Source organism: Shewanella sp., assembly GCF_013214165.1.
Lineage (GTDB): Bacteria > Pseudomonadota > Gammaproteobacteria > Enterobacterales > Shewanellaceae > Shewanella.
In genome coordinates, this window is record NZ_JABSSM010000020.1 from 1 (window position 1) to 26,362 (window position 26,362).

The window sequence follows — 26,362 nt, forward strand, 5'->3', positions numbered from 1 at the left end:
CCCTATCATCTGCCGGGATGACACCGAAACGGACCAACTCGAGGAAGCCTGCGTCTAAGATGAGTCGTTGATCTAACCCAGCTCTGCCATTGTTATCACCGAGTGTCGTCGCTTCATTAGGCTTACCCTGAGGCGAGAGACGCAGGTAATAGGCAGGCGTAGGCTGCTCGTCAGCGACAGTCATGGCTACGCCCTCGGCGCTCAGCAAACCGTCGGTGGTGATGACTCGTTCTGCGAGCCCTTGCTTCATGGATGTTGCCGTATCGAGATAACGTTGGGCGCCGGTGAGATCGCCTGCCTGGCGCGCGATATCGCTGGCGGCCATCAGGCCCGAGATAACTGCTGCAGCGGTTGATGGAGAATAGCCTGCTTGTTCTTCCCAGCGTTCCTGCTGGGTTTTTAGCGGCGTGATGTGAGTGTGATTCCAGTCGAGGTTGACCTCGCCTCCGGTGACCAGAAATTCAGCTGCGGGTTTGAGCATCCGCTGGTACCAATGGGCTATTTCAGCGTCGGTAAATATTCCGGCTTGCCAGAGTTTCCAGCCGAGCATGATGGGCATGGCAGTTTGATCCAGCTGCACGCCAACCCATTCTATGGCGCCATCCACATGGGTCTTTTGCAAGAACCAGCCGGCAGTGCCTGTGTAGCCTGGGGTATGCTCGGTGACTTGTACCTTCTCTAAGTATTCGAATGCCACCCTAGGCGTTTGAGTGTCCCCCATGGCGAGAAAGGCCATGGCGCACTGATAAAAATCCCGCGGCCACACGGCCTTGTAGCCTGTGCTGGCCACTTTTGCCGATACCGTGTCACCCCAAGGATTAGACAAGGAGGCGATAAGAGCGCCGCTATGTGTCTTATCCTCCTGAGCCTTGAGTACTAGGGCGCTGGCATACAAGAGTTTGCCCTCATCTGTGGTATTGGCGGACATAGCAGGTAGGGCGGTTAACGAGGCGAGGTAGTCTTGCCAACCTATGGCTGCGCCTTCGCCATTATAGTCGGCTAATACCTGGTTATAGCCTCGCGCTAATGTCGCATCGGCATTGGCCATGCTCTGGGCCGGATCATCACCGAATCCCAGCACTAGGTTGAAGCTAAGGCTCTTTGTCTCTTTATCTGTGCTCTTCTCGAGTCCAGGCAATTGCGCCGTGAGGGCAACATTGCCTATGGTTTGCGCTTGTGGATCCGATGTCGACCCGTACTGCCAGTTCATCTGGCCATCTTGTTTAATGTCGGTGAGGCCATCGGACACCCCGACGAAGCCTGTGCTGGCCTTGATGAAGGGCAGATCGGATTTCACCGTCATCACACTGGATTTTGCTTCATTGGTGTAGGCAATCAGTGTCAGGTTGCCGTCTTGGCTTACCACCTCGCCTATGTCGTTGGCGCCGCTATTATCCATATGGGGATTGACGTAAAGATAAGGGGTGATCCCGGCCTCGAAGGCGGTAAAGGTGACTCGTATCATCAGGCTGGCGTGAAGTGGATCGGTGAAGATATGCTTCTCTATCTTATATTTGCCATCCTTATCTGTGTTGATGACCTTATATGCCAGTGACAATGGGCGACCCGACTCATCCTGGTGAAGGTATTCGATTGTGCTGAGGGTATCTTGCTTCTCGGTATCGACGAAGCCATCTCCGCTAACGATAAACTGCAGCTCTTTAAGCTGGGCGTTATGGATTAAACCATACATGGTCTCGGTCAGCACGCCTTGGGCGATAGAGAACCAGACCTTGCTCTGTGCCTCTGACTCATTGTTAGGAGTTGAGTAGGGCGCATAAGAGGTGCCTATGCCTGTCTTACCGGCAAATGCCCATGTGGGGTCAAATCCCGGTGCACCGGGGGCAAGTGTGTTCGAGCCAGATGGCGCGTTTATCTCTGGCTTGTCGGTTGTCGGTGAGCAAGCACCGAGGGCGGCAACGATGGCCAGAGTCACTAGCGACTTAGTCACGGCTGAAGGCAAGTTTTTATGGAACATATGAGTCAATCCCCAAGCTGAATATTATTGGTGTTATTGTGTCGAGATGATGGATCTCATCGGGTTTGAGTCGGCATGTTGACAAACAGCACGCTGACGCCGGCAATCATCATGAGTATGCCGCCTATGATGAGGGCAAAGATGGGCTTGCCATCGAATACCTGTTTGATAATTAACCCCAGCACGCTGGCGGCCAGCAGTTGAGGGATAACGATAAAGAAGTTAAATATGCCCATATAGACACCCATTTTTCGTGCGGGTAAGGCGTTCGCCAGCAGGGCGTAGGGGATCGACAAGATAGACGCCCAGGCTATGCCTACGCCTATCATGGGCAGCCAGAGCAGGCTGGGATCTGTGATGAAAAAGAAACTTATCAGGCCTATGCCACCGCAGAACAAGTTGATCATATGGGTCAGTTTAAGACCCACAGCCTTGGCAAGCAGAGGGATCACCAAGGCGGCCAGGGCGGCGAAACCATTGTAGGAGGCGAATAGCATGCCCACCCAGTCCGCGCCGTCGTTATAGGCCTTAGATAATACGTCTTGGGTGCCATAGTGATGATCTGTGACCGCCGCAGTGGTGTAAATCCACATCGAAAATAGTGCAAACCAGGAAAAAAACTGCACCACTGCCAACTGGCGCATGGCCTTGGGCATGTGAAACATGTCGTCGATGACACAAAATACCAGGCCTTGCTTATCTCGCGTCTGTTCCGGCTGACGCTTGCTGATGTGCCTGAGCCTATGGGCACAGTAAAATTGCAGCGGTCCGAAGGACAGGATACCTAAGCTCAATATATAGAGCTGCTTATCCAGATCTTGACCCCAGATGATCAGAGTGAACAAGGCACCTAGGGCGGTCCAGATGAAGGAAGATGAGCGGTAGGCCTGCTCGCTCCTCTTGCTTGCTCGAAGATGTGCTGATCCTTGGCTGGTTGTGGATTGTTCCAGACGCTCAAATGCCGCCAGCTCTTGCGGTGAATACTCCTTGGTAGAGATGACAGTCCAGCCCACGGCTAACATGAGTACGGCGCCACCAAAATAGAAGGCATAACGCACCGAGTCGGCTATCTCACCCGCAGGTGCCGTATTGGCCACGTCAAAATACTTGGTCAGTATATAGGGCAGGGCCGAAGCAACGACGGCACCAATACCGATGAAGAAGCTTTGCATGGCATAGCCGAGGGGACGCTGACGTTGGGGTAAGTTGTCACCGACAAACGCCCTGAAGGGTTCCATGGCGATATTGATCGATGCGTCCATGATCCACAGCATGCCAGCGGCAATCCATAGAGTCGGCGAGTTAGGCATGATGAAGATAGCTAAGGTTGTCAGGATAGCGCCGATAAGAAAGTAAGGTCGACGTCGTCCCAGTTTTCCCCAGGTGTTATCACTCATATAGCCGATAATAGGTTGCACCAAGAGGCCGGTGAGCGGCGCGGCTATCCAGAGAATGGGGATCTCATCGATCGAGGCGCCCAGCGTCTGAAAAATGCGGCTGACATTGGCATTTTGCAGTGCGAAGCCAAATTGGATCCCCAGAAAACCGAAACACATGTTGAAAATCTGCCAGAAGCTGAGCTCAGGTTTAGGGCGGCCATGAGGGGCCTGATTGCTATGGAGTAGGGGCTCAGACATACTATCAATTACCTTAATATTATTATTATTATTTTCTATGTCGATTGTTCAATGTCACAAATATGATCTTAAATTGAACACAGTGGCATAGTACCCTCGGGCACGAATTTGATACAATGAAATGCATACGTATTCATCATATTTCTTAACACTAAGTCAAGTTTAGGTTAACCTTGCTGGCGTTTTATCTAGGGTTTTATTTAGGGTTTAATCATTGAAATTAGTTAACTTTATGATACTGACTACTCTGGTGCTCTTGAGCGGATGTAACTCAATCCAAGATTGAAGTAACAGCACTATTGGCAGATATCTCTATTGAGGATAAATTATGGGTGAGTTTGGTTATTCGGTGCAATGTATCTCAGTGAGAGCTACGGCCTATGGCGTTAAGACAGGTTCACAATAACCTGTCTTAACGGTTACAGAAGCTAACTTAGAGTGTGTCTTGGCTGTGCTGAGCATGGCTGGAGTAATACAATAAGTGCAACAGATTAAGGTTGAAAAGTGAGAGAGCTGAAGGCAGAATTTTAGTTCTCACACACAAATTCAGAGTCTGTCATGAACAAACAGTACCATCAGCTCACTCAGGAACTAGGATACCAAATATCTACCCCCGTAAAACAGGTATGACACTTCGTCAGATCGCCGAGGAAGTCGGGGTACATTTTAGTACCGTATGTCGTGAGTTAAAGCGAAATGTCACCAGCCCCAACTATGACCGCATGCCAATAGAATTCGCCCCAAGTGAATGCTTGAGTCATACAAGCATTTATCGGCGTATTGAAGAGAATAAGCAACAAGGTGGCACTTTATATCAGCAGCTCCCTCGCTATGGTAAAACGCGTTGGAAAGGTGGCAAAAGGAAGCGTAATGCGGGTGTCAGCTTGATCCCATACCGAGTAGATATCAGTGAACGCCCGAAATTGTAGCAGCAAGAGAACAAATAGGTGACTGGGAAGGCGATACCGTTCATGGGTAAAACGCTCATTTAGTGACATTAGTGGATCGCTGCAGTCGCTTTACCTTAGCACGACGAGTATTCAGAAAAACGAAACAGGAAGTGAGTGATGCGATGATCGCTTTGCTTGGGCAGATCCATACGGCATTGACGATAACCTTGGATAATGGCGGTGAGTTTGCAGGCCATATGAAGGTGCATGCAGCGACGAGAGCGAAGGTTTATTTTAAAACCACACTTTATGAAATAAACATAAGACATAAGACATAAAACATAAAACATAATAAAAACAATGATCTAAACCTGAACTGTTAATTTTTGGATATAATGTTACACATATGATGCTGTTTGTTTGAATAAAAGTTGCAAATAGCTTGCAGTTTAACCGAGTTTAACGTTAAACTTTGTGTTCCTCGTATGGTTAAGGGACTAAGTTTTATGTTACTGGGGAATTGAACAATATATCTTTGAACAATATATCTATTGATTAATTTTAAGAGGTTAGCTTGAGATGAATAATAATTTTAAAAGAAATAAAATAGCTCTAGCAGTAATATCGACATTAGCATTAAACTCAAGTTTGTTAATAGCCGAGGAATTAAATCCTGAGGATTCAACGTTAGAAGATATAGAGATCATCCGGGTAACTGGTTATATCAGTAGTCAGAAAAGAGCACTACAAGATAAGCGTAACGCATCATCTATTATTGACTCTATTGCATCCGAAGACCTAGGTAAGTTTCCTGATCAAAATATTTCAGAATCTTTGCAACGTATACCAGGTATAACCATTTCGCGTAAAGGCGGTGAAGGTCAATTTATTACTGTTCGAGGCATGGGACCTGAGCATAGTACTGTGTTGTTAAATGGTCGTGTCCTTGCGACAGAAAATGAAGGACGTGAATTTAGTTTTGACATCATTCCATCAGAACTCATTAGTTCTGTCGATGTTTACAAGACACCGACAGCAAGCTTGCAAGATGGTGGCATAGCATCAACGGTTAATCTAAAAACAGCTCGCCCTCTCGATTATGATGGCTTCAAAGGCGCTGTCAGTGTAAAAGCTTTATATGACGATTCATCTGAAAAAACGACACCACAGTTTAGTGGACTTTTGAGTGATACGTTCTACGATGGCACTGTGGGCTTACTTGGTTCATTAAATTATTATAAACGAGAGTTTCGCACCGAACGAAGTTTTACTGATGGCTATGAAGCACACAGAGATCTTGATTTTGATAATGACGGTATAGCTGAATTAACCGATGTATCCTTTCCTTCTTATTATACCCAAGATGTAGATCAGTCCGTAAGAGAGCGAGTCAGTGGCACCATAGCGCTACAATGGCAAGCCACAGATAATTTATTATTAACCCTAGATAGCTTATATTCAAAACTCGATGTAAATTCTGATAGTCATGGTATTGCATGGTGGGTAGGCGACTCTATGGTTACCGATGCCACTGTCGATGAAAATAATACGGTAAACTATTTTAAGAGTGCAGCTGGCGCCCGGCCAACCGAATTTGTATCTTTTAGTAGACCGAGATTTGCCGAAACAAAACAAATAGGATTTAATGCTGACTGGGTGGTCAATGAGCAGTTGTCGTTAGTTTTTGATACCTCTTACTCAAAATCAACTGATAAAGTAGCGGGAAACCAAAGTTATTTTGTCGGTTACTTTGAAAATCCAGATCGTGAAATTACCATGAATAAATACGATGGTGATACGTTGCCTACTTATAGTAATATCGGTGATTTAACCGATCTTTCGACAGTAAAACCGGGTTGGTTTACCTACGAAGGAAGGGACATTACCGATGAGGCTTCTCAGGCAACATTCGATGCAAATTATGAGTTAAATAGCGATATATTGACCTCTGTGCAAGCCGGTGTCAGCTATTCTCGACGTGAAAAATCTAAAGATGTGGCTAAAACGCCGGATAATATTTCGTGTATTTATTGTTCTTGGACTGGGCACGAGTATGATGGATTTATGCCAGAGAGCCTAGTGTCTGGCTTTGATGGCAACGGATTCCTGTCGGGTGAGAGCGGCGGCAGTATCGGGGCTTGGCCTACATGGGATAATGACGAGTTGGTTGATTTCATGTTGTCAGATGCGGGTCTTGCCGGCATTCGAGATCCTGAACAAAGAGCACAAGCTATTGCTGATATTCAAGCCAATGGTGGATTCGGAGTGCAACCTAAATTAGGCCAGTCTGGCTCTGTGCTGGAACAAACCTTGAGCGCCTATTTTCTGGCGAACTTTGAAGGTGAATTAGGTGAGCTTCCCTGGTCAGGTAATTTAGGACTTCGTTATTCTAAGACGGATATCACTTCTTCAGGCACTTCTCAAGTCATAGAATCTTTTGAAGAAATCGATGGTGTTAATGAGGTATTAGTTAACTTCTCAGATCCAGTCGCCATTAGTGAATCGGGTGATTATGATATTTGGCTACCCACATCGAACTTTAAATTGAATATTCAAGATGATTTGGTTATGCGTTTGGCGGCCGGAAAAACAATTACTCGCCCGACGTTAAGTAATCTTTTACTCGATAGGAATTATAACACTCGACCGACTGAACGTAATGTCAGCAGTGGTAATCCTGGTTTAAAACCAATGACAGCTTGGAATTACGATATATCGTTTAGTTGGTATATGGATGATGTAAGTTATGTGAGTGCGGCTATTTTCCATAAAGACTTAACCGATAAATGGGAAAGAAAAACACAAACAATACAAATTGAAGGTTATGATTTTTTATCAACCCGACCTGAAAATGTTTCAAAAGGTGAGATTGATGGTTTTGAACTTGCTTTCCAGTATACTTTTAATCATTTACCCGCTCCATTCGATGGATTAGGCTTGCAGACAAATTATACGGATGTCACAGAAACAACTGATGAAGAAGATTTTGAAAGTAAATCACAATCTGCCAACCTAGTTGCATTTTACGAGAAGGGACCTTTACAAGCTCGTATCTCTTATAATTACAGGGATGGCTACACTGAATCATTAAATGCTAATCGTGGCCAACCTAAAATGATCAGTGATTACGGTCAATGGGATGCCAGTGCAAGCTATGACTTAACTGATAATTTCAGTTTATTCGTTGAAGCCATCAATATCACCAATGAACGCACTAAATCTTTCTCAATCTATGAAGAACGTTTGATAGAGTTGAAGGATACCGGTAGCCGTTTCACTCTAGGTGCTAGATACAATTTCTAATTAATTCATCCTAATGTGCCGAGGATAGTTTTATCATCCTTGGCCTTTTCTAATTAAAACATCTTTGCTATTATTACTTATATGTTCTGGTGATATGTTACTTATTTATTAATGTATGGTCTCGAGATAGATGTGATGCCTCATATCTATTCTGTTATTCATGTCACATGAAATAATGTGCTAAACATGCTACGAGATCAACTATGACTTTACATTAGATTAATGTTCCTATAGGAAATAACCAGGCTTTTCGATCTGTTGATTTTCTTCGTGAACATGTACGTTCAATATTAGGGTTTTATCTTCCCCGTATATAGATACCGGACATGGTGGTTATTATCAACAATTCGATAATCACGGACAAGTCAGTACGGGTGACAGTCCCGGTCATTTGGTTAGCAGTAGTCGATTAACCATAAACTTTGCAGTAGCGGCACAAATATTCGATGATGATACTCGTGATGATTATTTAATGGCTGCCTTGCATGGTGTTAATTATTTAAGAAGCCATCATTTTAATGAACAAACAGGAGGCTATGCTTGGCTTGTTGAGCAGGGTGACCGTGAGTGTTCACTTTTTACTCACCTGAGCCAACCCTGCTCGTAACACCTTCTCTAAAAAGGATGTTTTCATCCACGCTCTTTTTTGTTTCGTTGGTATACTCACTTTTGTAGGCTCTGCTCTCAACATGTTTAGTGATATTTGCCTAAGTATGGCCCAATTTGTGCATTATTATCTTTATAAATCTGACAGTTATCCTCTTTTAAAGAAGTATCTAGTACCCAATGCAAGTTATTCTCAACCGCCCAGTGACTCCTAACCGCTTCACCAAAAGACTCCTCGTCTAACTTGACTGAGATGATGTAATAGCGATATTCCAGGATCGGTTCTTTGCCTTTAACCTGCCAATAACTCATTGCCATTCCTAAGGTTTTAAGTTTTGGCCACTCAGGGGGATCGGCTGCAATCTCTTTAGCATTCAAGACATGGTAGCTACGGGCCTCTAGTCGACCATGTTGCTTATTAAGCAATAGGTTTTTTGATACGGACTGTCTACATTTCGAAAAACTTGATTTTATGGCCTCATGCAATGAACCTTGATTCCCTTTTACCGCTAGCACATAGTCTGCTTTTTGCTCAATGATACTCTTCGCAATGCTCTTCTTGCAGCCCATTGCATCAATTGAAACCAGCGCACCTTTTAAATCTAGTATTTTGATTAACTCTGGGATCACTGTTATTTCATTCGATTTGGCGGAATAACCAAGACACCCAGGATTGTCAGATGGAAGAATAACCAAGACACCCAGGATTGTCAGATGGAAAGGAATAACCAAGACACCCAGGAATAACCAAGACACCCAGGATTGTCAGATGAAGATCCCTTGACTAAGCTTAAGTGAGAGTTGTTAGGAGTGTTTGTCATGCCAACACCAAGAAAAGCGTTAGTCAGTTTAGAAGATACGCTCTATTATCACTGCGTATCTCGTTGTGTTAGAAAGGCTTTTTTGTGCGGAGTCGATCATTATACTGGTCAATCCTATGAGCATAGACGGGATTGGGTGGAAAGTCGACTATTGGAGCTTGCTTCCGTGTTTGCCATTGATATTTGTGCTTACGCAGTGATGAGTAATCATTTCCATCTCGTGTTACGTATTGATGTGGAGTTAGCTAAACATTGGTCAGATGTAGAAGTGGTCACTCAATGGCAAAAGCTGTTTAAAGGCGACAGCCTTAATCATGACTTTGTTAAAGGTGAACCACTTGAATCCTATCAACAAAGCATTATCAATAAACGAGTAAAAGAATACCGCTTACGACTGATGGATATTTCCTGGTTTATGCGGGCACTGAATGAACCTATCGCTCGTAGAGCCAATGCTGAGGACAAGTGTACTGGGCGTTTCTGGGAGGGACGATTCAAGTCCCAAGCTCTGCTTGATGAAGCTGCGGTACTTGCCTGTATGGCCTATGTAGATTTGAACCCTATTCGAGCTAAGGTGGCTAAGACACCGGAAACTTCAGATTTTACTAGCATTAAACTGCGTATTAAGGCTGCGATTAAAGGTGAGCAGCCCAATACGCTATTGCCCTTTGTTGGTAACGAATATAAAGGAATGCCTAAGGGACTCATGTTCAATGCTAGAGATTATCTGCAACTTGTTGATGATACAGGTAAAATGGTCATAGCCGACAAGCGAGGCTCTATGAGTCAGGAATCGGCTAATATTTTAAATAGACTTAATATCCCGCAAGAAAACTGGATAAAACTGACCTCAGAGTTCACCAAAATATTCAAAGGGCCGGTGGGCAACACCCAAGACTTAACAGCGTATTGTGAACATCTTGAACGCAAGCGCCGGCAAGGAGCTGCGAACTGTCATCGATGGCTAGATGGCACTTAATTAAGACCCAAAGAAAGTTATTTCAAAAGTATTTTGTTGAAGCATCATCAAACGGCAGTTTGGTTATTTTGATGTCTGATTTTAAATAAAATAGCGAAATTTCACTCATGACAGAATGTTTGAGTATTGTTTGGTGTATAAAATGGGAGGATTGATACAGTAATGCTGGTATCAAGTAATAAGTGCAACCTGGCTCTAGTAGCAACAGGTTATATCTCTTAGAATAAAATGGATGTCTTGGTTATTTTTGTTATTTTTCATAAAATGGATGTCTTGGTTATTTTCCCTATGCAAATTACCCAGCAGTGCCAAGCTGGAACTGCAGCGCTGTGCATGTAAAGGGCATAGTTAAGATTTCAAGCAAGGAAGATACTGCTCAATTAGTGAGAAATATGAGCGCAAAGTATGCAGCTGACTTACTCGAAAAACACGATATCATGAGCCCTGAAATTATCGACAAACTCAGTGGCGCCATCATAGGTCTATCGATTGAAATATCAGAGATACAGGCTAAGTTTAAGCGAGGTCAACACAGTAAAATCGATGATCAACAGGCGTGTCCAACGTACTATCGAACAGTAAGCACAACGATGCCCTGCAACTAGCTCAATATATGCTAGCATTGGGGATGGGTACCGGAGAGGATTAAAGATAGGGCCTATTGTTTAAAATGAAAAAATTCTGGGATCCCCTAGAATTGGGCATGATATTGACAGTAAGGGGCTGGGTTGGAATTACGTAAATTTAAACACCATCTCCATGATAAACCAAAGCCTAGCGCAATCGATGTTTCATGTCAGTTGCAGCACTTTGCAATAATCACATATGCAGTGCCTCCTTCTCGGTTTGACGGACTTTTCCCTGCACGATTTACGTTAGATACTGTGGTCATTCACGGTGAAGAAAAAGCCTTGATTTCGGTTGTGCCTTTTATCGATGTTGATTTTACGTCTGCCGTTTACCCATTGCCTAAATTTACTATGGGGCAAACCAACTACCGAATCTATATCATAGATAAAACAACGAATGAACGCTGCGTTTGGTTCTTAGGCACGACACTCGACTCTTGGACGTTAGCGCTCCCTAGACTGCTATGGAATTTACCTTGGTATCCTGGTGATATTAAATTTGATTGTGATTATGATGCCTCGAAGCAGATTTATCGACATTACCACATGATCACGGAGGCGAGCTGGGCGCCAGCACAAGTTGAACTGACTCAAGCTGAGCATTCAGATATAGCACTGCTGGGATTCCCAGATACTGAAACCGGCCTGGTTTACTTAACCCACCCATTAGCGGGTTTTTATCATAGACGTGATGGCAAGTTAGGCACTTATCGAGTCTGGCATAAACAGCTAAAAGTTAAATCTGCAAAACTTAAATTTGCGCGATTTGGCTTGTTGACTCGCCTGGGATTTGTCACTGAAAAAGAGCAAGCTTTACCTCACAGTGTACTGATTGAACCCATTAATGAATTTACCATTTACTTGCCACCTAAGGTGGTAAAATAGACATTGATCAAGCTTGCGTTGAGGGGGTAAACCCTGTGCTTTTCTTAGGCCAAGGTGACGAGTCTTATATCATTGCCGAATCTTATTGTGCACAAAGGCTTGAGTGCATTTTCTCTGGGCCATGTTGTTCTTGAGGCATAAAAAAACGGACTCAGCTCAGTGATGTCCGTCTTATCAGTTAACCGATCCGCTCATGTTATAAACTAATCTAGCCTGTCACAAAATGTGGCAAAGGCGCCATTTAAGTGGGTCATGAATAGCGGAAGATATCTAAGCCTTGGGGGTCGATATCTGGCGTTCTGCCGCTGATCTGATCCGCGAGTAGTTTCCCCGAGCCACAGGCCATGGTCCAGCCTAGTGTGCCGTGTCCGGTATTGGTAAACAGGTTTGGGATCTGAGTCTTGCCTATGATAGGCGTGCCATCTGGTGTCATGGGCCTAAGTCCGGTCCAGAATTCGGCCTTGCTTATATCACCGCCTCCGGGGAAGAGATCATTAACCACCATGGCGATGGTCTCTTTGCGTTGCTCACTCAAATCGAGATTATAGCCCGAAAGTTCGGCGGTTCCTGCCACGCGAATTCGTTGCTTAAAACGTGTGATGGCGACCTTATAAGTCTCATCCATGACAGTGGATACTGGCGCGAGCGATTCGTCGATGATGGGCAGTGTCAGGGAGTAGCCTTTTACCGGGTAGACAGGGACTGACAAGCCTAATGGGGCGAGTAGGGCGGCGGAGTAGCTGCCTAAGGCGACCACATAGGCATCGGCTTTTAGCTCGCCAACACTGGTCGATACCGAGCTTATCTTGCCGTCAGTGCGTTCGAGCCCGGAAATTTCGACGCCGAATTTGAAGCAGACGCCGGCCTGTTTCGCTAAGATCACCAGTTGTTGGCAAAATAGGTAGCAGTCTCCGGTTTCATCGTCGGGTAGGCGTAAACCGCCGACTAGCTTCTCTTTAACGTGGGCTAATGCGGGCTCAGCCTGGATACAGGCTTGAACATCCAGCTCCTGATAGCGGGTGCCGCTCTCCTGCAAAAGCTTGATGTCTTTCGCGACGGCGTCTATCTGGGCATGACTGCGAAACACCTGTAAGGTACCTTGCTGGCGACCCTCGTAGTCGATGGCATGGTTTTGTCGTAGCTCAATTAAGCACTCCCGGCTGTAGTTGGCCACACGTAACATGCGAGACTTGTTGATCTGATAACTGGCTTGGTTGCAATTGGATAGCATCTTACTTGCCCACAGATAGAGGTCTGGTGACATGCCGGGCTTTATTTTTAAGGGAGCGTGTTTCTGAATAAGCCACTTCAGTGCTTTAATGGGCACGCCAGGTGCAGCCCAGGGGGAGGAGTAACCGTAGGATATCTGGCCAGCATTAGCAAAGCTAGTTTCTTCAGCGCTATTGAGCTGACGGTCGATAACGGTGACTTCATGTCCGGCTTGAGCCAGATACCAGGCCGATGTTAAGCCTATGACGCCGCCACCGAGTACAATAACCTGCATAAGATTCCTTAATGAAGCGAGCTCAATTCAGAGGGCTCGACTCAAATGACTGAGCCGAGTGTACAGGATTTATTCAAGCTTGCGGCTCATTTATCCTCGATAGTATCTCTGCTCAACGAATGGCATCTTGGCTATCTTCATCGGCATTTTCTTACCGCGAACCTCGGCAAAGATTAAGGTGTCTAAGCTGGCAAACTCCTTGGTAACATAGCCCATGGCGATGGGAAAACCGAAACTGGGTCCGGCGGTGCCACTGGTGATAATGCCTATTTCTTGATCTTGCTCATTGTAGAGCACTGCGCCTTCGCGCACGGGGGCCTTACCGAGTCCAATCATGCCGACGCGCTTGCGCTTCACATCTTTGGTGGCTATCTGCGCCAATATTATCTCGGCGCCAGGGAAACCGCCCGGGCGGATACCGTCTGTACGGCGGGACTTGCTGATGGCCCAGAGCAGACTGGCTTCAACGGGTGTGGTGCTGGTATCGATATCGTGTCCATACAGACACAGGCCAGACTCGAGCCTCAAAGAGTCACGTGCGCCGAGTCCAATCCACTCAACTTCAACCTCATTGAGGAGTAGGCGCGCTAGCCTGTCGGCATGTTCGGCGGGGATAGATATCTCGAAGCCATCTTCTCCGGTATAGCCAGCTCGGCCTATGATGCAATCGACGCCATCGAACTTGAGTACTCTAGAATCCATGAAGACCATGTCGGCGGTGCCGGGAATGTGCCGCGCTAGCACTTGAGCGGCGAGTGGCCCCTGTAGGGCTAACAATGCCCTGTCTTCGAGGATTTCTATCTCAACATCTGCGGGTAGGTGCTGGCGTAAATGTGCGATGTCTTGGTTTTTGCACGCGGCATTGACCACAATGAACAGATGGTCGCCAAAATTACTCACCATGAGATCGTCCCTAAGGCCACCTTCATCATTGGTGAACAGGGCGTATCTTTGCTTACCTTGGGGAAGATCCAATATGTCTACAGGTACCAGAGTCTCAAGCGCCTTAGCGGCGTTGGGACCATGAAGACGTAACTGACCCATATGGGACACATCGAATAGGCCAGCAGAGGCGCGGGTGTGCAGATGCTCCTTCTTGACTCCTAATGGGTATTGAACCGGCATCTCATAGCCTGCAAAGGGCACCATTCTGGCTCCCGCTTCCACATGGAGAGCGAAACATGGGGTTTTTAATAAGTCTTGTACTTCTTGTGTCATTTTGGACTCCAAAGAAGCCCCGCGAACGGGGCTTATATTTTTGATGAAATAAATTTTGCGGCGTGACTAGCCTTAACCTGGCTCTTTCGCACCGTTATCATCTTCATCGATGCGGCTCTTAGATTTGAAATACTCTTTACTCAGCTTGAACACGACTGGGCTAAGCAGCACTAAGGCGATCAGGTTTGGAATGGCCATCATGGCGTTGAGCGTGTCGGCCAATAACCAGATGAACTCTAATGATCCTACGGCGCCAATTGGCACGACTAAGATCCACAGCACACGAAAGGGCTTGACAGCTTTAGGGCCGAGCAGGTATTGCACACATTTTTCGCTGTATACACTCCAGCCTAAGATGGTCGTAAAGGCGAAGACGGACAAGGCGATGGCGACAATAAAGTTGCCATAAGGAATGGCACTGGCGAAGGCGGCAGATGTGAGCGCGGCGCCAGTTTGACCACTGGTCCACTCGCCAGAGACGACGATAGCCAAACCTGTGATGGTACATACGATTAAGGTATCGATGAAGGTACCTAGCATGGCTACTAGACCCTGAGCGACAGGGTCGTTAGTCTTCGCGGCAGCGTGAGCTATTGGCGCACTACCTAGGCCCGCTTCGTTGGAGAATACGCCACGGGCCACACCGAATCGGATAGCAGCCCATACCGCAGCACCGGCGAATCCACCTTCGGCAGCCGTCCCCGTAAATGCAGTAGTAAAGATAAGCGTCAAGGCTGCAGGAATTTCTGCAGAATGAACGGCGAGGACCACGACACCAGCGGCGATGTAGAAGGTCGCCATCAGGGGAACTAGCTTGCCTGCGACATCGGCGATGCGTCTGATACCCCCCATGAGCACTAGGCCGACGAGCACCATCATGACGAGGCCAGTGATCCAAGGATCGATACCGAAGTTGACATCCAGTGCGTTAGCCACCGAGTTGGCTTGCACCGTATTGCCTATGCCAAAACCTGCGATGGAGCCGAATAATGCGAATGCGGTGGCTAGCCAGGTCCATTTGCTCGAGAGGCCGTTCTTGATGTAGTACATGGGCCCGCCGCTCATGTTGCCATTTTCGTCAACTTCACGGTATTTGACTGCCAGTACGGCTTCGGCAAACTTAGTCGCCATACCAACCAGTGCGGTACACCACATCCAGAATAGCGCGCCTGGGCCACCGAGGAAGATGGCCGTGGCAACACCGGCAATATTACCTGTACCTATGGTGGCTGACAGTGAGGTCATCAGGGCGTTGAACGGAGTGATTTCTCCTTTAATTTGTTTGTCTTTGTTAGGGGCTCGTCCACTCCAGAGCAGTTTAAACCCGGTGCTGAGCTTTAGGATCGGCATCATCTTGAGGCCGATAGTTAGGAATAAGCCCACGCCGAGAATAACGGCCAGCATGGGTACTCCCCAGACAATTCCATTGATATAAGATAGTGCACTTGTAATAGTTTCCACGAGAACCTCTTAATTTTTTATAATTTTTTAGGATGCATCCAAACTGCTTCTATTTGGTTTTTTATTACTGCTTCTATTTATTTTTTACTACTGTTTCTATTTATTTTTTAATTCTGCGTCAATCATCGAAAACCCGAACAATCCGCTTGTTAAAGTTTCCGATAGGAAAAAATTAGTCAATTTAGAGAAAAAGCACAAGGTTTAATTTTTGTTAATTTAGTTGGTAAACATGTATTTCGACCTTAACTAACTGAATAGTAAGGGTTAAGTCAATCTGGTTTTTTATTTTTCTAAGTTTGGATTGTGAGTGGGTTTTAGATTATTTTCCAATATTAGCGATTATTTATTCCTAAAGGGAGAGAGGGAACTAGGGGATATTGGATACAGTTTCTTAGATTTATTAAGTATTTATGGCTGATTTCCAGCTCTTATGGAGGCGTGAGAGGCGAATTGAACAGACGTGAGAAGGGCACATCGTTTGTCGGTGAAGTCTGTTTTGATGGCTTGGTCTTTGTGGAACTAGGGCCAAGCCGTTACGTCATAGATTCAGAACCCGCGAGTTCAAGATGAGGTGATCCACAAAATATGGGCGTCATCCTTGCTGAGTGATATCACGGCGTGTCCCATGGTGGCATCGTAATAGGCTGAATCGCCAACATTTAAGGTGACTGGCTCATAAAATTCAGTGAGGAGTTGTATTTGTCCAGCGAGAACATAGAGAAATTCCTCACCTTCGTGGCGTACCCAATCACCATATTCATCGAATGAGCGTGAGTGGACGCAGGTCTTGTAGGGCAACATCTTCTTGTTAGTCAGTTGAGTCGAGAGTAATTCATGCTCATAAGTCGGAGTGAGTTGTTGTTTTCCTTCTCCTGCCTTGGTGATGTCTCTGCGTCCGGTTGCCTGCATCGTTTTAGGTTTAGTGAATAGCTGAGGCAGGTCAATTTCCAGCCCAGCCGCCAACTTCTGCATCACCATAAAAGTCGGTGATATCTGTTCATTTTCAATCTTAGACAGGGTGGACTTGGCTAATCCTGTGAGTTTGCTAGCTTCTTCCAGAGTCAGTTTATTCTTGGTTCTGATGGCCTTGAGCTGCTCGCCTATGTTTACGGATGCTACTTTACTCTCGCCACCTTCATTTCTTGTTAGGGCGATAGAGGGATACGCATCGGTGACTTCGTTCTCAATCATGGGATAAATCGACCTATATTTTATTCAATTGATTCATTGTTACATATTCCTGACACTTCATGAACCGAGATGAGGGGAATTCACGTGTGATCAGCTCTAGTTTATCGACTTAGAAGCTTCATTATCCATGTAAGTCCTTCTTAGTGGACATTTATCCTGCCTATTTGACCTTGCATAAATATTCAGTTTTCATCAAAAGTTTCCAATAGGAAACTTTTTTGTTGTTAATAAAAAATAAGCCTGATATGTTGTAAACGTGATCGGGATCAAGACATTCATCCTCAGGAGACCCTAGTTATGGCTCACAGTATTTTTGATTTATTTAAGCTTGGCATAGGACCATCGAGTTCTCACACGGTAGGCCCTATGCTTGCGGCGAATCGTTTCGCAAAAGAACTGGTGAATCAGGACCTGTTGCAAGAAGTCGATAAGGTGCGAGTAGAGTTATTTGGCTCTCTGGCACTCACAGGAAGAGGCCATGCTACAGATAATGCCTGTGTATTGGGTCTGATGGCGGAATCGCCCGGGTGTCTCGATGCCGATAAGATTCCCGGCCTGTTGGCCCTGGTTAAAGATACCGGTGAGCTGCCTTTGTCGGGTAAACGTTGGATCGACTTCTCATCGGAAGAAGACCTCATCTTTCATTATGACACTTCGTTGCCAGAGCATCCCAATGCCATGACAATAAAAGCCTTGAATGCAGAGGGGGGACTCGTGCTGAGTCGAACCTACTTCTCAGTCGGGGAGGATGACCCACAACAGCGCTTAAGCTCGACATTAGCGACCCCCAATTTGAGTGACCGTGAATTGTTATCACATTGTGAGCAAACCGGGCTCACTCATGCCGAGTTAGCCTTTGCCAATGAGGCTGCTCTAGGCGACAAACAGTCAGAAAATAAATTACTCTCACAGAATTGAGCGCAACACAAAGGCGCGGTAAGAGCGATCAATGTCATTGCTTACTAATTAAAGGAACTTAATAATGAAAAGCCAGTATAACTCACACGAACTAGAGCATTTTTTCGGTGCAGGCCTTGCCGCCACCGACGGAGAAATTCAAGGCGCAATTGAGCTGGAGTCCCAGCGTCAGGAGCAGCAGATTGAATTGATCGCCTCGGAAAACATAGTGTCTAAGGCAGTCATGGAAGCGCAGGGCACCTCGCTGACCAATAAGTACGCCGAAGGCTATCCGGGACGCCGCTATTATGGGGGCTGTGAGTTTGTCGACATCGTCGAGCAACTGGCCATAGACAGAGCCAAGGCGTTATTTGGCGCCGAATTTGTCAATGTGCAACCTCATTCAGGTGCTCAGGCAAACGGCGCGGTTTTTCAGGCGTTGCTGCAGCCAGGAGATACGATATTAGGCATGTCTCTGGATGCCGGTGGTCACTTGACCCATGGCGCTCGCCCAGCGCAATCTGGCAAGTGGTTCAATGCCATTCAATATGGAGTGAAGCAGGAAGATTGTCTGGTGGATTTCGAGCAAGTCGAAGCCCTGGCCAGAGAGCATAAGCCGGCGATGATCATCGCTGGTGGCTCAGCGATCCCCCGTGAACTTGATTTTGCACGCTTCAGGGCCATTGCCGATGAAGTGGGGGCTTATCTTATGGTCGATATGGCTCATATCGCCGGTTTAGTGGCCACGGGTAATCATCAAAACCCGCTTACCCATGCACACATTGTCACCACCACGACCCATAAGACATTACGAGGCCCTCGCGGTGGTATGATTTTGACCAACCACCAAGATATCGCCAAGAAGATCAACTCGGCTGTGTTCCCCGGCCTGCAGGGTGGCCCCTTGATGCATGTCATCGCGGCCAAGGCTGTGGCGCTGGGCGAGGCGTTAGAGCCTGAATTTAAGACGTATATCGCTCGAGTATTGGAAAATGCTAAGGCCATGGCACAAACCCTGCAATCCAGAGGCTGCGATATCGTCACCGAAGGCACAGATACTCACCTGATGTTAGTGGATCTCAGACCTAAAGGGCTCAAGGGTAACCGTGCGGAGGAAAGTCTTGAACGTGCGGGCATCACCTGTAATAAGAATGGCATTCCTTTCGATACCGAGAAGCCCATGGTCACATCGGGAATACGCTTGGGCACGCCGGCGGGCACCACTCGTGGCTTTTCCCGTGAGGACTTTATTCAGATAGGTCACTGGATAGGCGATGTGCTAGACGGTTTAGCCAATAACCCGGATGACAATAGTGAGGTGGAGTCAAAAGTTCTGCAACAGGTACAAGCACTTTGTGAGCAATACCCCTTGTATCGATAGTTCAGGAAAATGGTTAACTCGGGCGAATCAAGTCCGAGTTACCAAGACTCAAAATATATTGTTACTCGTTGAATAAAAATGAATTTAAGTCAGGAATAAGAATAATGAACGCAATTGAAAATAACTATAAGTTTGCCGGTACCCATGAGTGGGTCAAAGACAATGGCGATGGCACTGTGTTAGTTGGCATCTCAAAGCGTGCGCAGGAGCTGTTAGGCGACGTGGTTTTCGTGGAACTACCCGAAGAGGGTGATGTCACTACTGCCGGGGAAAATTTCTCTTTGATAGAATCGGTTAAGGCCGCATCGGATGTGTATGCGCCAGTATCGGGTGAGGTGATCGCCGTCAATGAAGTCCTGGATGACAGTCCTGAGACGGTGAACGATTCACCATTTGATGAGGGATGGATAGCTAAGATAAAGCTGTCTGATCCATCAGAGTTGGATAACCTCATGAGCTACGAGACTTATCTCGCTGGCCTCGAAGATTAAATAGGAGGCGTACAAGATGGCTAGAGATGACATGAAAACCCTAAGTTTACTCACGCAACTGGCAACTGATGACGAGTTTATAGCTCGCCATAATGGCCCGGGTGAACAAGATCAAGCTGTGATGCTAGACGCTATCGGTGTCGAGTCGATAGCAGCGCTCATCGATCAGACCGTTCCCGCTAACATTCGTCTTCCGGGAGAAATGGCCCTGGCAGGCCCGTTGAGTGAAGCCGATATGTTGGCGTCACTCAAGAGCATTGCCGGTAAGAACATCATCAATCGCAGCTACATAGGTCAAGGGTATTACGATACTCATGTGCCTAATGTCATCTTGCGCAATGTACTGGAAAATCCCGGTTGGTATACGGCGTACACGCCATATCAGCCAGAAATTGCTCAGGGTCGACTCGAGGCCCTACTTAATTATCAGCAGATGATCATGGATCTGACCGGCATGGAGCTGGCGAATGCTTCATTGCTCGATGAGGCGACGGCAGCAGCCGAAGCCATGTCCCTGTGCAAGCGCGCCGGCAAGAGCAAGAGCAACCTGTTTTTCGTCGCCGACGATGTGCATCCACAAACCTTGGATGTGATTAAGACCCGCGCCGAGTATTTTGGCTTCGATATTTTGGTGGCTCCGGCGGCTGAGGTTGCCGATCTCGATGTTTTCGGCGCCTTGCTGCAATATCCGGGCTCTACTGGCCAGGTACAAGATCTGCAGCAGCTGATATCTCAGGTGCAAAGTAAGAAAGCCCTAGTGGCGGTGGCGAGTGATCTGCTGGCCCTCACCGTACTCAAGTCTCCGGGCGAGATGGGCGCGGATCTGGTGATCGGCAGCGCTCAGCGCTTCGGTGTGCCAATGGGATTCGGTGGCCCACATGCCGCCTTCATGGCGACGAAAGAAAAATACAAGCGCACCATACCCGGCAGGGTGATAGGTGTGTCCATCGACAGCAAGGGCAAGCCCGCGCTGCGCATGGCGATGCAGACCCGTGAGCAACATATTCGTCGTGAGAAAGCCACCTCAAATATCTGTACCGCACAGGCGTTACTCGCCAATATGGCGTCATTTTATGCCGTGTATCACGGCCCAGCTGGACTGAAGAAGATAGGTCGCCGGGTGCATCATATGACGGCCATCTTAGCCGCCGGACTCGAGGCTGCGGGTATTGAGCTGAGCCATCAGCACTTCTTCGATACTTTGACACTGAAGACGGGTGAACAGACTCAAGCCATCTATGAGCGCGCCCTAGAGGCCGGCTTGAATCTACGTTTGCTGCCCGATGCTTTGGGGATCAGTCTCGATGAGACGACCAAGGCGGAAGATGTCGAGGCCTTGTGGCTAGCGATAACCGGTGAGACTCAGGATTTAGCGGATATAGATGCCAAGGTTTCTGCCAACGAATTTGCCGCCATTCCGGAAAATTGCATTCGAGAGTCTGAGTATCTGACCCATGAGGTGTTTAATCGCTATCACAGCGAGACCAAGATGCTTAGGTATCTTAAATCACTAGAAAATAAGGATTTCTCTCTGACACACGGCATGATCCCCTTAGGATCATGCACCATGAAACTCAATGCCACGGCGCAGATGATCCCTGTCACTTGGCCTGAGCTAGGTAAGCTGCATCCTTTCGCGCCGCTAGATCAAAGTCTGGGGTATCAGGAGATAGCCGAGTCATTTAGTGAGATGCTGAAAGCCGTCACCGGCTACGATGCCTTCTCTTTGCAACCAAATTCTGGGGCCCAGGGAGAATACGCGGGCCTTATCGCGATTCAGAGATATCATGCCAGTCGTGGTGACAGTCACAGAAACATCTGTCTCATTCCCAGTTCGGCTCATGGCACCAATCCGGCGAGCGCGGCGATGGTGTCCATGAAGGTGGTGATCGTCAATTGTGATGCTAAGGGCAACGTGGATATTGAGGATCTGGCGGCTAAGATCGCCATGCATGAGGATCGACTCTCTTGCATCATGATCACTTATCCGTCGACTCACGGTGTCTACGAGGCTGGCATTCGCGAGATCTGTGAGCGAGTTCATCAGGCGGGCGGTCAGGTGTATCTCGATGGCGCCAACATGAATGCTCAGGTGGGACTAACTTCGCCGGGCTTCATTGGTTCAGATGTGTCTCATCTGAACCTACACAAGACTTTTTGTATCCCACATGGCGGCGGCGGTCCTGGGATGGGACCGATTGGGGTTAAATCTCATCTGGCACCTTTCCTGCCTGGCCACGGTATACATAATACCCAGGGAGCCGTGTCGGCTACGCCTCTGGGCAGTGCCTCGATTCTGCCTATCTCTTGGGCCTATATCGCCTTGATGGGCGCATCGGGTCTGACTCGGGCGACTGAGCTTGCGATCCTCAATGCCAACTACCTGATGGAGAAACTGCGACCACATTATCCTGTCCTGTATTTGGGAGATGAGGGGCGTGTGGCCCATGAATGCATCATAGATCTACGTCCTCTTAAGGAGAGTTCGGGGATCAGTGAGGAAGATGTGGCTAAGCGCCTGATGGATTTTGGTTTCCATGCGCCTACCATGTCGTTCCCAGTGGCCGGTACCCTGATGATAGAGCCGACCGAGAGTGAATCACTGGATGAACTGGATAAATTTGTCCATGCCATGGTGAGCATTCGAGCGGAGATCGCCAAGGTGGAAAGCGGAGAATGGGACCTGAGTGATAATCCTCTGGTTAATGCCCCGCATACCATGGGAGATCTCAGTGAGACTCAGTGGGATCATCCATATTCGCGGCAGCAGGCGTGCTTTCCAGGGCTCAATGGCCACAAGGACAAGTTCTGGCCCAGTACCAATCGTATCGATAACGTCTATGGCGATCGCAACTTGATCTGCAGTTGCCCTAGCATAGACAGTTACCGGGATAGCACTCCCAACAGTTAACACATTTCTACACACTCTCAGTGGGGCTGTTTCATACAGCCTTAAGGAGAGCGCTTTGCCTTCGTAATGTCAAGTTGAGCTGTCTGTCATTGCATTTATCTCGTACTAAGGAAAGACAAATGTTAAATATAAAATCAAAAACAGTATTACTTCCTTTGCTCATTGCTTTACCCACCTTTGGACTTCAGGCTAATAATGAAGATGTGAGTAAAGAAGCGTTACAGACAGAGCTTAATCAGATCCGCCTGCGCTTGGCGACACTGGAGGAGCAGGAGAAGACTGATGACAAGGCTGGTGAGCAGAGTCAAAGCTTATCTAATAGCATCAACTTTTATGGTTCTTTACGACCCACCTTCGGGGTGACAATGTCGGGCTCCGATGATGTGTGGGATGTGGGTGATGCCTTGTCCCGTATAGGTATCGCGGCGGATCAGGAACTGGGGTATGGTTTGACAGGTTTTGCCAAGGGTGAATTTAAAGTCAACATACAGGCAAATGGTGATTTTGGTGAAGCACGTAAAGCTTATGTCGGCATAAAGGGCGATTTTGGCCGCGTGGCAATCGGTAAGCAGTCATCGACGCAATATCGCTTTATTGCCGATCCCGTGGATATTTTCAACCGCGCCGCGACGCCACTGGCCTATGACAGCGCCAGTCCGTTCCGGGTCAATAACTTAGTGACCTACCGTAAAGACTTCGGTGACGTGAGTTTCTCGGTTGATTCACAGTTCGATGGTGATAACGACAGTGATTTCTTTAATACGGGTCTGGTCTATAACGGTGACCTGCTGCGTGCCGCCGTCGCCTATTATAGTAAAGAGTCATATGACATTGACGCCTTCAATGGCGTTAAAGAACAGACGGGCATAGGTGTCTCGGTAGCGAAGAGCTTCGGCGATTTGTATCTGGCGGCTTCCTATCAGGGTACTGAAGTCAACAGTGTCGACGGGTCGACCTTGGATCTGGTCGGTGCTTATGCTATCACAGAGATCTATAAGCTTAAGCTAGGTGCATCTAGCTTCGATGACGGTATCGATGATATGAGCTCGGGTAATTATAATGCCTATAACACCACTTTAGAGTGGCAGGGAACTGCGGATTTCCGCCTGTTCCTAGAATATCAGAAGACAGATTTCGAGCACAGAGACGCCGATGATTCAATCATGGTGGGTATGCGTTACGATTTTGACTATAAATTTTAATCACACTGAGTGTCAATAAAGCATAGGTGAGAAACCTTTGCTAGCTTATCAAACAAACACGTCAATTCGGTACTTGGGGTCATCTGGCCTCGAGTACCGTTTTTTATCCTCAGCGCCAATACAGATTATGCATACCCCTTGATATATTGCTTCGGCGGCTGACCTAAGGTCTGCTTGAAAAACGTAATAAATGCGCTGACCGACTCATAGCCTAAATCTTCAGATACCCTCTGTACCGTATATCCCGATGACAGCTCGCGCAGTGCGATGACGATATGCAGTTGACCCCGCCAGCGACCGAATGTGACGCCGATTTCTTGTTTTACCAGGCGCGATAAGGTTCTCTCACTCATGGCAAATTTCGCCGCCCACTGGCCAATCGTTTCCCTATTATCGGGCTGGGCAATCAAGTCCTTAGCGATTTGATTGAGTCTTGGCTCCTTAGGTATGGGGAAATCAAATTGCTCGGTAGGCATCTTGACGAGCTCATGCATAAGCACATCGACCAGTTTAGCCGTCGCACTGTCGGGCCCGTAGTCTTGAGCCAAGCTGGTCAAGTGTAAGATCAGCTCTCTTACCAGGGGAGAGATGGACAAGGTACAGCTCTTTGGTGGTAAGTTCGGCAATTGAGGGTCGATAAACAGCATGCAGACCTGTGCATCCGGCGATATTCTGTTGCTGTGGGGCACCAAACTCGGGATCCACACGGCGCAATGAGTCGGCACCATCCAGATCCCGTCGTCTATGTTACAGGTCACATGGCCATGAGTCGCCAGCACCAGTTGCCCCTTCCTGTGCCGATGGAAGGGGGTCTCATATTCACTGTCTCCACCTCTTGACCTCAAAGAGACCACTTTCTGTGGATATTGGTCCGAATCAAATTCGAAGAATGATGCATCTGACGCCATAGGTTTGACTGTATTTAGTAATAAAATGTCAATATAGCTTAATTCAGCTAATAAATTAACGGCTAGAGTGGCGTTATTATTATTTATTGGAGCGTTACATGACCAAAGAACATCAATCCTTGGCCACTAAATCAATTTTTCTTATCTTGGGGATCTTGTTTATAGCGGCTAACTTGCGTGGTCCCATCACCAGCGTGGCCCCCTTGCTGGATGCTATCCGAGATTCACTGAGTTTAACCGCGACTCAAGCTGGATTATTGACGACCTTGCCCTTGCTCGCCTTCGCGTTTATGTCGCCCTTGTCATCTAAAATAGGCCTCAGGTTAGGATTGGAACGCGCGCTAATGGCAGCACTCGTGCTCATCCTTGTCGGTATCATGGTGCGGGCGCTGGGTTCGACCGGCGCACTCCTGTTTGGCACTCTTGTCATCGGAGCCGGGATTGCCATCGCCAATGTGCTCTTACCTAGTCTGCTCAAACGTGATTTCCCCACTAAGGTGGCGACGCTCACGGCTGTGTATGTGCTTAGCATGGGAATTGGCTCGGCGATAAGTTCGGCTCTGGCGGTGCCCATGTCGAATCTTGCCGAGCAGTTAAGCATCCCATTCATGCCTGATTGGGCCTTCGCCCTAGCCAGCATCATCCTGTTTCCTCTGGGGGCAATACTGTTTTGGTTACCTCAGGTGCGCAATAGTACGCTTACCGCAAAAAATAGCCCCAAGCTCGATTCCCATAGCTATGTGTGGCGTTCGCCCTTGGCCTGGCAACTGACTTTTTTTCTGGGTCTCAACTCATTTGTGACCTATATCCTTATAGGATGGTTACCCAGCATGCTGATAGATGCCGGTTATTCAGAGGTTGAAGCCGGGTTTAACGCGGGCCTCATGCTACTGGCATCGGCGCTTCCCGCCATCGTGCTCATTCCTATCATGGGTAAGTTAAAAGATCAGAGCCTGCTCGCCTTCGGCACAGCACTTATCGCCTTAATCGGCATATTGGGTTTGTTGTTACTGCCGCAGTTTGCCACCGTGTGGGTATGGGTGTTTGGTTTTGGTGGGGGAGCAGGCTTCATCGTCGGCTTGTCTTGTATCAGCCATAGGACCGAGCATTCACATCAAGCGGCCGCATTATCGGGCATGGCCCAGTGCGTAGGTTATCTGTTGGGGGCGACGGGTCCGATCCTTATCGGCTCAATGAATGATGCGACGGGCAGTTGGCGCTTACCCTTAATCTTGTGTGCGATATCTTGTGTCCTGTGCAGCGTGTGCGGATTTTTGGCCGGACGGGATCGCATTATTAAACATAAGCCGAGTGTCACCATGTCGCTTGCCGATGCTGGGCAGGGCTGATAGATGCTGCATTTTTAAGGGGAGATTAGCGGTTTTACGCCGATGGCGCTTCTCGTTATCGGCTCGGCCCTGTTATAATGGCGGCACTTTCTCTGTTTTGCCGCATTTTCCAATTAAACAA

Annotated in this window: 21 protein-coding genes; 13 read left to right on the forward strand and 8 right to left on the reverse strand. The window is 47.5% G+C overall.

Translation table 11 applies throughout. The annotated features are described in order from the left end of the window. Together HRU42_RS06935 and HRU42_RS06940 are read right to left on the reverse strand one after the other, a co-directional pair. The coding region (locus tag HRU42_RS06935) for a glycoside hydrolase family 15 protein (RefSeq protein ID WP_295029788.1) at window positions 1-1,978 on the reverse strand (1,978 nt) is incomplete at its 3' end. A gap of 56 nt (window positions 1,979-2,034) precedes the next feature. Further along, window positions 2,035-3,615: an MFS transporter gene (locus HRU42_RS06940; RefSeq protein WP_295029790.1), complete on the reverse strand. Its 1,581-nt coding sequence runs from the start codon at window positions 3,613-3,615 to the stop codon at window positions 2,035-2,037. 626 nt (window positions 3,616-4,241) lie between these two features. Between HRU42_RS06940 and HRU42_RS06945 the strand changes: the two genes are divergently transcribed. From HRU42_RS06945 to HRU42_RS21155, 4 genes are all read left to right on the forward strand, one after another. Next, window positions 4,242-4,544: a hypothetical protein gene (locus HRU42_RS06945; RefSeq protein WP_295029792.1), complete on the forward strand. Its 303-nt coding sequence runs from the start codon at window positions 4,242-4,244 to the stop codon at window positions 4,542-4,544. 71 nt (window positions 4,545-4,615) lie between these two features. Beyond that, the gene (locus HRU42_RS06950; protein ID WP_295029793.1) at window positions 4,616-4,843 is read left to right on the forward strand and encodes a hypothetical protein; all 228 of its coding nucleotides are present in this window, start codon (window positions 4,616-4,618) and stop codon (window positions 4,841-4,843) included. A gap of 241 nt (window positions 4,844-5,084) precedes the next feature. Continuing rightward, entirely contained in the window at window positions 5,085-7,808 is a 2,724-nt protein-coding gene (locus HRU42_RS06955; RefSeq protein WP_295029795.1) for a TonB-dependent receptor, read from the forward strand. A 313-nt stretch (window positions 7,809-8,121) separates the two neighbouring features. Then, window positions 8,122-8,415, forward strand: a complete 294-nt coding sequence (locus tag HRU42_RS21155; RefSeq protein ID WP_367227154.1) for an AGE family epimerase/isomerase — start codon at window positions 8,122-8,124, stop codon at window positions 8,413-8,415. A gap of 86 nt (window positions 8,416-8,501) precedes the next feature. Here HRU42_RS21155 and HRU42_RS06960 read toward each other — a convergent pair whose 3' ends face one another. Next, on the reverse strand, window positions 8,502-9,044 hold the full coding sequence (locus HRU42_RS06960) for an ISAs1 family transposase (protein ID WP_295029797.1): 543 nt from the start codon (window positions 9,042-9,044) through the stop codon (window positions 8,502-8,504). A gap of 189 nt (window positions 9,045-9,233) precedes the next feature. Here HRU42_RS06960 and HRU42_RS06965 point away from each other — a divergent pair, with 189 nt between their 5' ends. The 3 genes from HRU42_RS06965 to HRU42_RS06975 all read left to right on the forward strand — a co-directional run bounded on the left by HRU42_RS06965 (window position 9,234) and on the right by HRU42_RS06975 (window position 11,728). After that, a complete protein-coding gene (locus tag HRU42_RS06965; RefSeq protein ID WP_295029798.1) occupies window positions 9,234-10,214 on the forward strand; it encodes a transposase in 981 nt (326 codons plus the stop codon). 305 nt (window positions 10,215-10,519) lie between these two features. After that, window positions 10,520-10,819 carry an FMN-binding negative transcriptional regulator gene (locus tag HRU42_RS06970; RefSeq protein WP_295029800.1) on the forward strand — a complete coding sequence of 100 codons (300 nt, stop codon included), beginning with the start codon at window positions 10,520-10,522 and terminating at the stop codon, window positions 10,817-10,819. Window positions 10,820-10,942: 123 nt separating this feature from the next. Then, window positions 10,943-11,728, forward strand: a complete 786-nt coding sequence (locus HRU42_RS06975; RefSeq protein ID WP_295029801.1) for a DUF2071 domain-containing protein — start codon at window positions 10,943-10,945, stop codon at window positions 11,726-11,728. A gap of 250 nt (window positions 11,729-11,978) precedes the next feature. On the opposite strand, the gene HRU42_RS06980 is transcribed toward HRU42_RS06975, so the two are convergent. The 4 genes from HRU42_RS06980 to HRU42_RS06995 all read right to left on the reverse strand — a co-directional run bounded on the left by HRU42_RS06980 (window position 11,979) and on the right by HRU42_RS06995 (window position 17,102). Further along, the gene (locus tag HRU42_RS06980; protein ID WP_295029803.1) at window positions 11,979-13,232 is read right to left on the reverse strand and encodes a D-amino acid dehydrogenase; all 1,254 of its coding nucleotides are present in this window, start codon (window positions 13,230-13,232) and stop codon (window positions 11,979-11,981) included. Between the two features lie 90 nt (window positions 13,233-13,322). Then, window positions 13,323-14,450 (reverse strand): glycine cleavage system aminomethyltransferase GcvT, encoded by a 1,128-nt coding sequence (gcvT, locus tag HRU42_RS06985; protein ID WP_295029805.1) that lies wholly within the window; start codon window positions 14,448-14,450, stop codon window positions 13,323-13,325. A gap of 72 nt (window positions 14,451-14,522) precedes the next feature. Beyond that, window positions 14,523-15,911 (reverse strand): sodium:alanine symporter family protein, encoded by a 1,389-nt coding sequence (locus tag HRU42_RS06990; protein ID WP_295029806.1) that lies wholly within the window; start codon window positions 15,909-15,911, stop codon window positions 14,523-14,525. Between the two features lie 561 nt (window positions 15,912-16,472). Further along, complete coding sequence (locus HRU42_RS06995) at window positions 16,473-17,102, reverse strand: helix-turn-helix domain-containing protein (protein WP_295029807.1); 630 nt, start codon at window positions 17,100-17,102, stop codon at window positions 16,473-16,475. A gap of 297 nt (window positions 17,103-17,399) precedes the next feature. On the opposite strand from HRU42_RS06995, the gene HRU42_RS07000 reads away from it, so the two are divergent. The 5 genes from HRU42_RS07000 to HRU42_RS07020 all read left to right on the forward strand — a co-directional run bounded on the left by HRU42_RS07000 (window position 17,400) and on the right by HRU42_RS07020 (window position 23,984). Then, window positions 17,400-18,020, forward strand: a complete 621-nt coding sequence (locus HRU42_RS07000) for a serine dehydratase beta chain (protein ID WP_295029809.1) — start codon at window positions 17,400-17,402, stop codon at window positions 18,018-18,020. A gap of 64 nt (window positions 18,021-18,084) precedes the next feature. After that, window positions 18,085-19,380 (forward strand): serine hydroxymethyltransferase, encoded by a 1,296-nt coding sequence (glyA, locus tag HRU42_RS07005; protein WP_295029811.1) that lies wholly within the window; start codon window positions 18,085-18,087, stop codon window positions 19,378-19,380. Window positions 19,381-19,484: 104 nt separating this feature from the next. Beyond that, entirely contained in the window at window positions 19,485-19,871 is a 387-nt protein-coding gene (gene gcvH / locus HRU42_RS07010) for a glycine cleavage system protein GcvH (protein WP_227490427.1), read from the forward strand. 31 nt (window positions 19,872-19,902) lie between these two features. Further along, window positions 19,903-22,782: an aminomethyl-transferring glycine dehydrogenase gene (gcvP, locus tag HRU42_RS07015; RefSeq protein ID WP_295029937.1), complete on the forward strand. Its 2,880-nt coding sequence runs from the start codon at window positions 19,903-19,905 to the stop codon at window positions 22,780-22,782. 119 nt (window positions 22,783-22,901) lie between these two features. Then, on the forward strand, window positions 22,902-23,984 hold the full coding sequence (locus HRU42_RS07020) for a porin (RefSeq protein ID WP_295029813.1): 1,083 nt from the start codon (window positions 22,902-22,904) through the stop codon (window positions 23,982-23,984). Window positions 23,985-24,109: 125 nt separating this feature from the next. On the opposite strand, the gene HRU42_RS07025 is transcribed toward HRU42_RS07020, so the two are convergent. Then, entirely contained in the window at window positions 24,110-24,892 is a 783-nt protein-coding gene (locus tag HRU42_RS07025; RefSeq protein WP_295029814.1) for a helix-turn-helix domain-containing protein, read from the reverse strand. Window positions 24,893-24,990: 98 nt separating this feature from the next. Between HRU42_RS07025 and HRU42_RS07030 the strand changes: the two genes are divergently transcribed. Then, entirely contained in the window at window positions 24,991-26,241 is a 1,251-nt protein-coding gene (locus tag HRU42_RS07030) for an MFS transporter (protein ID WP_295029815.1), read from the forward strand. The last annotated feature ends 121 nt before the right edge of the window (window positions 26,242-26,362 follow it).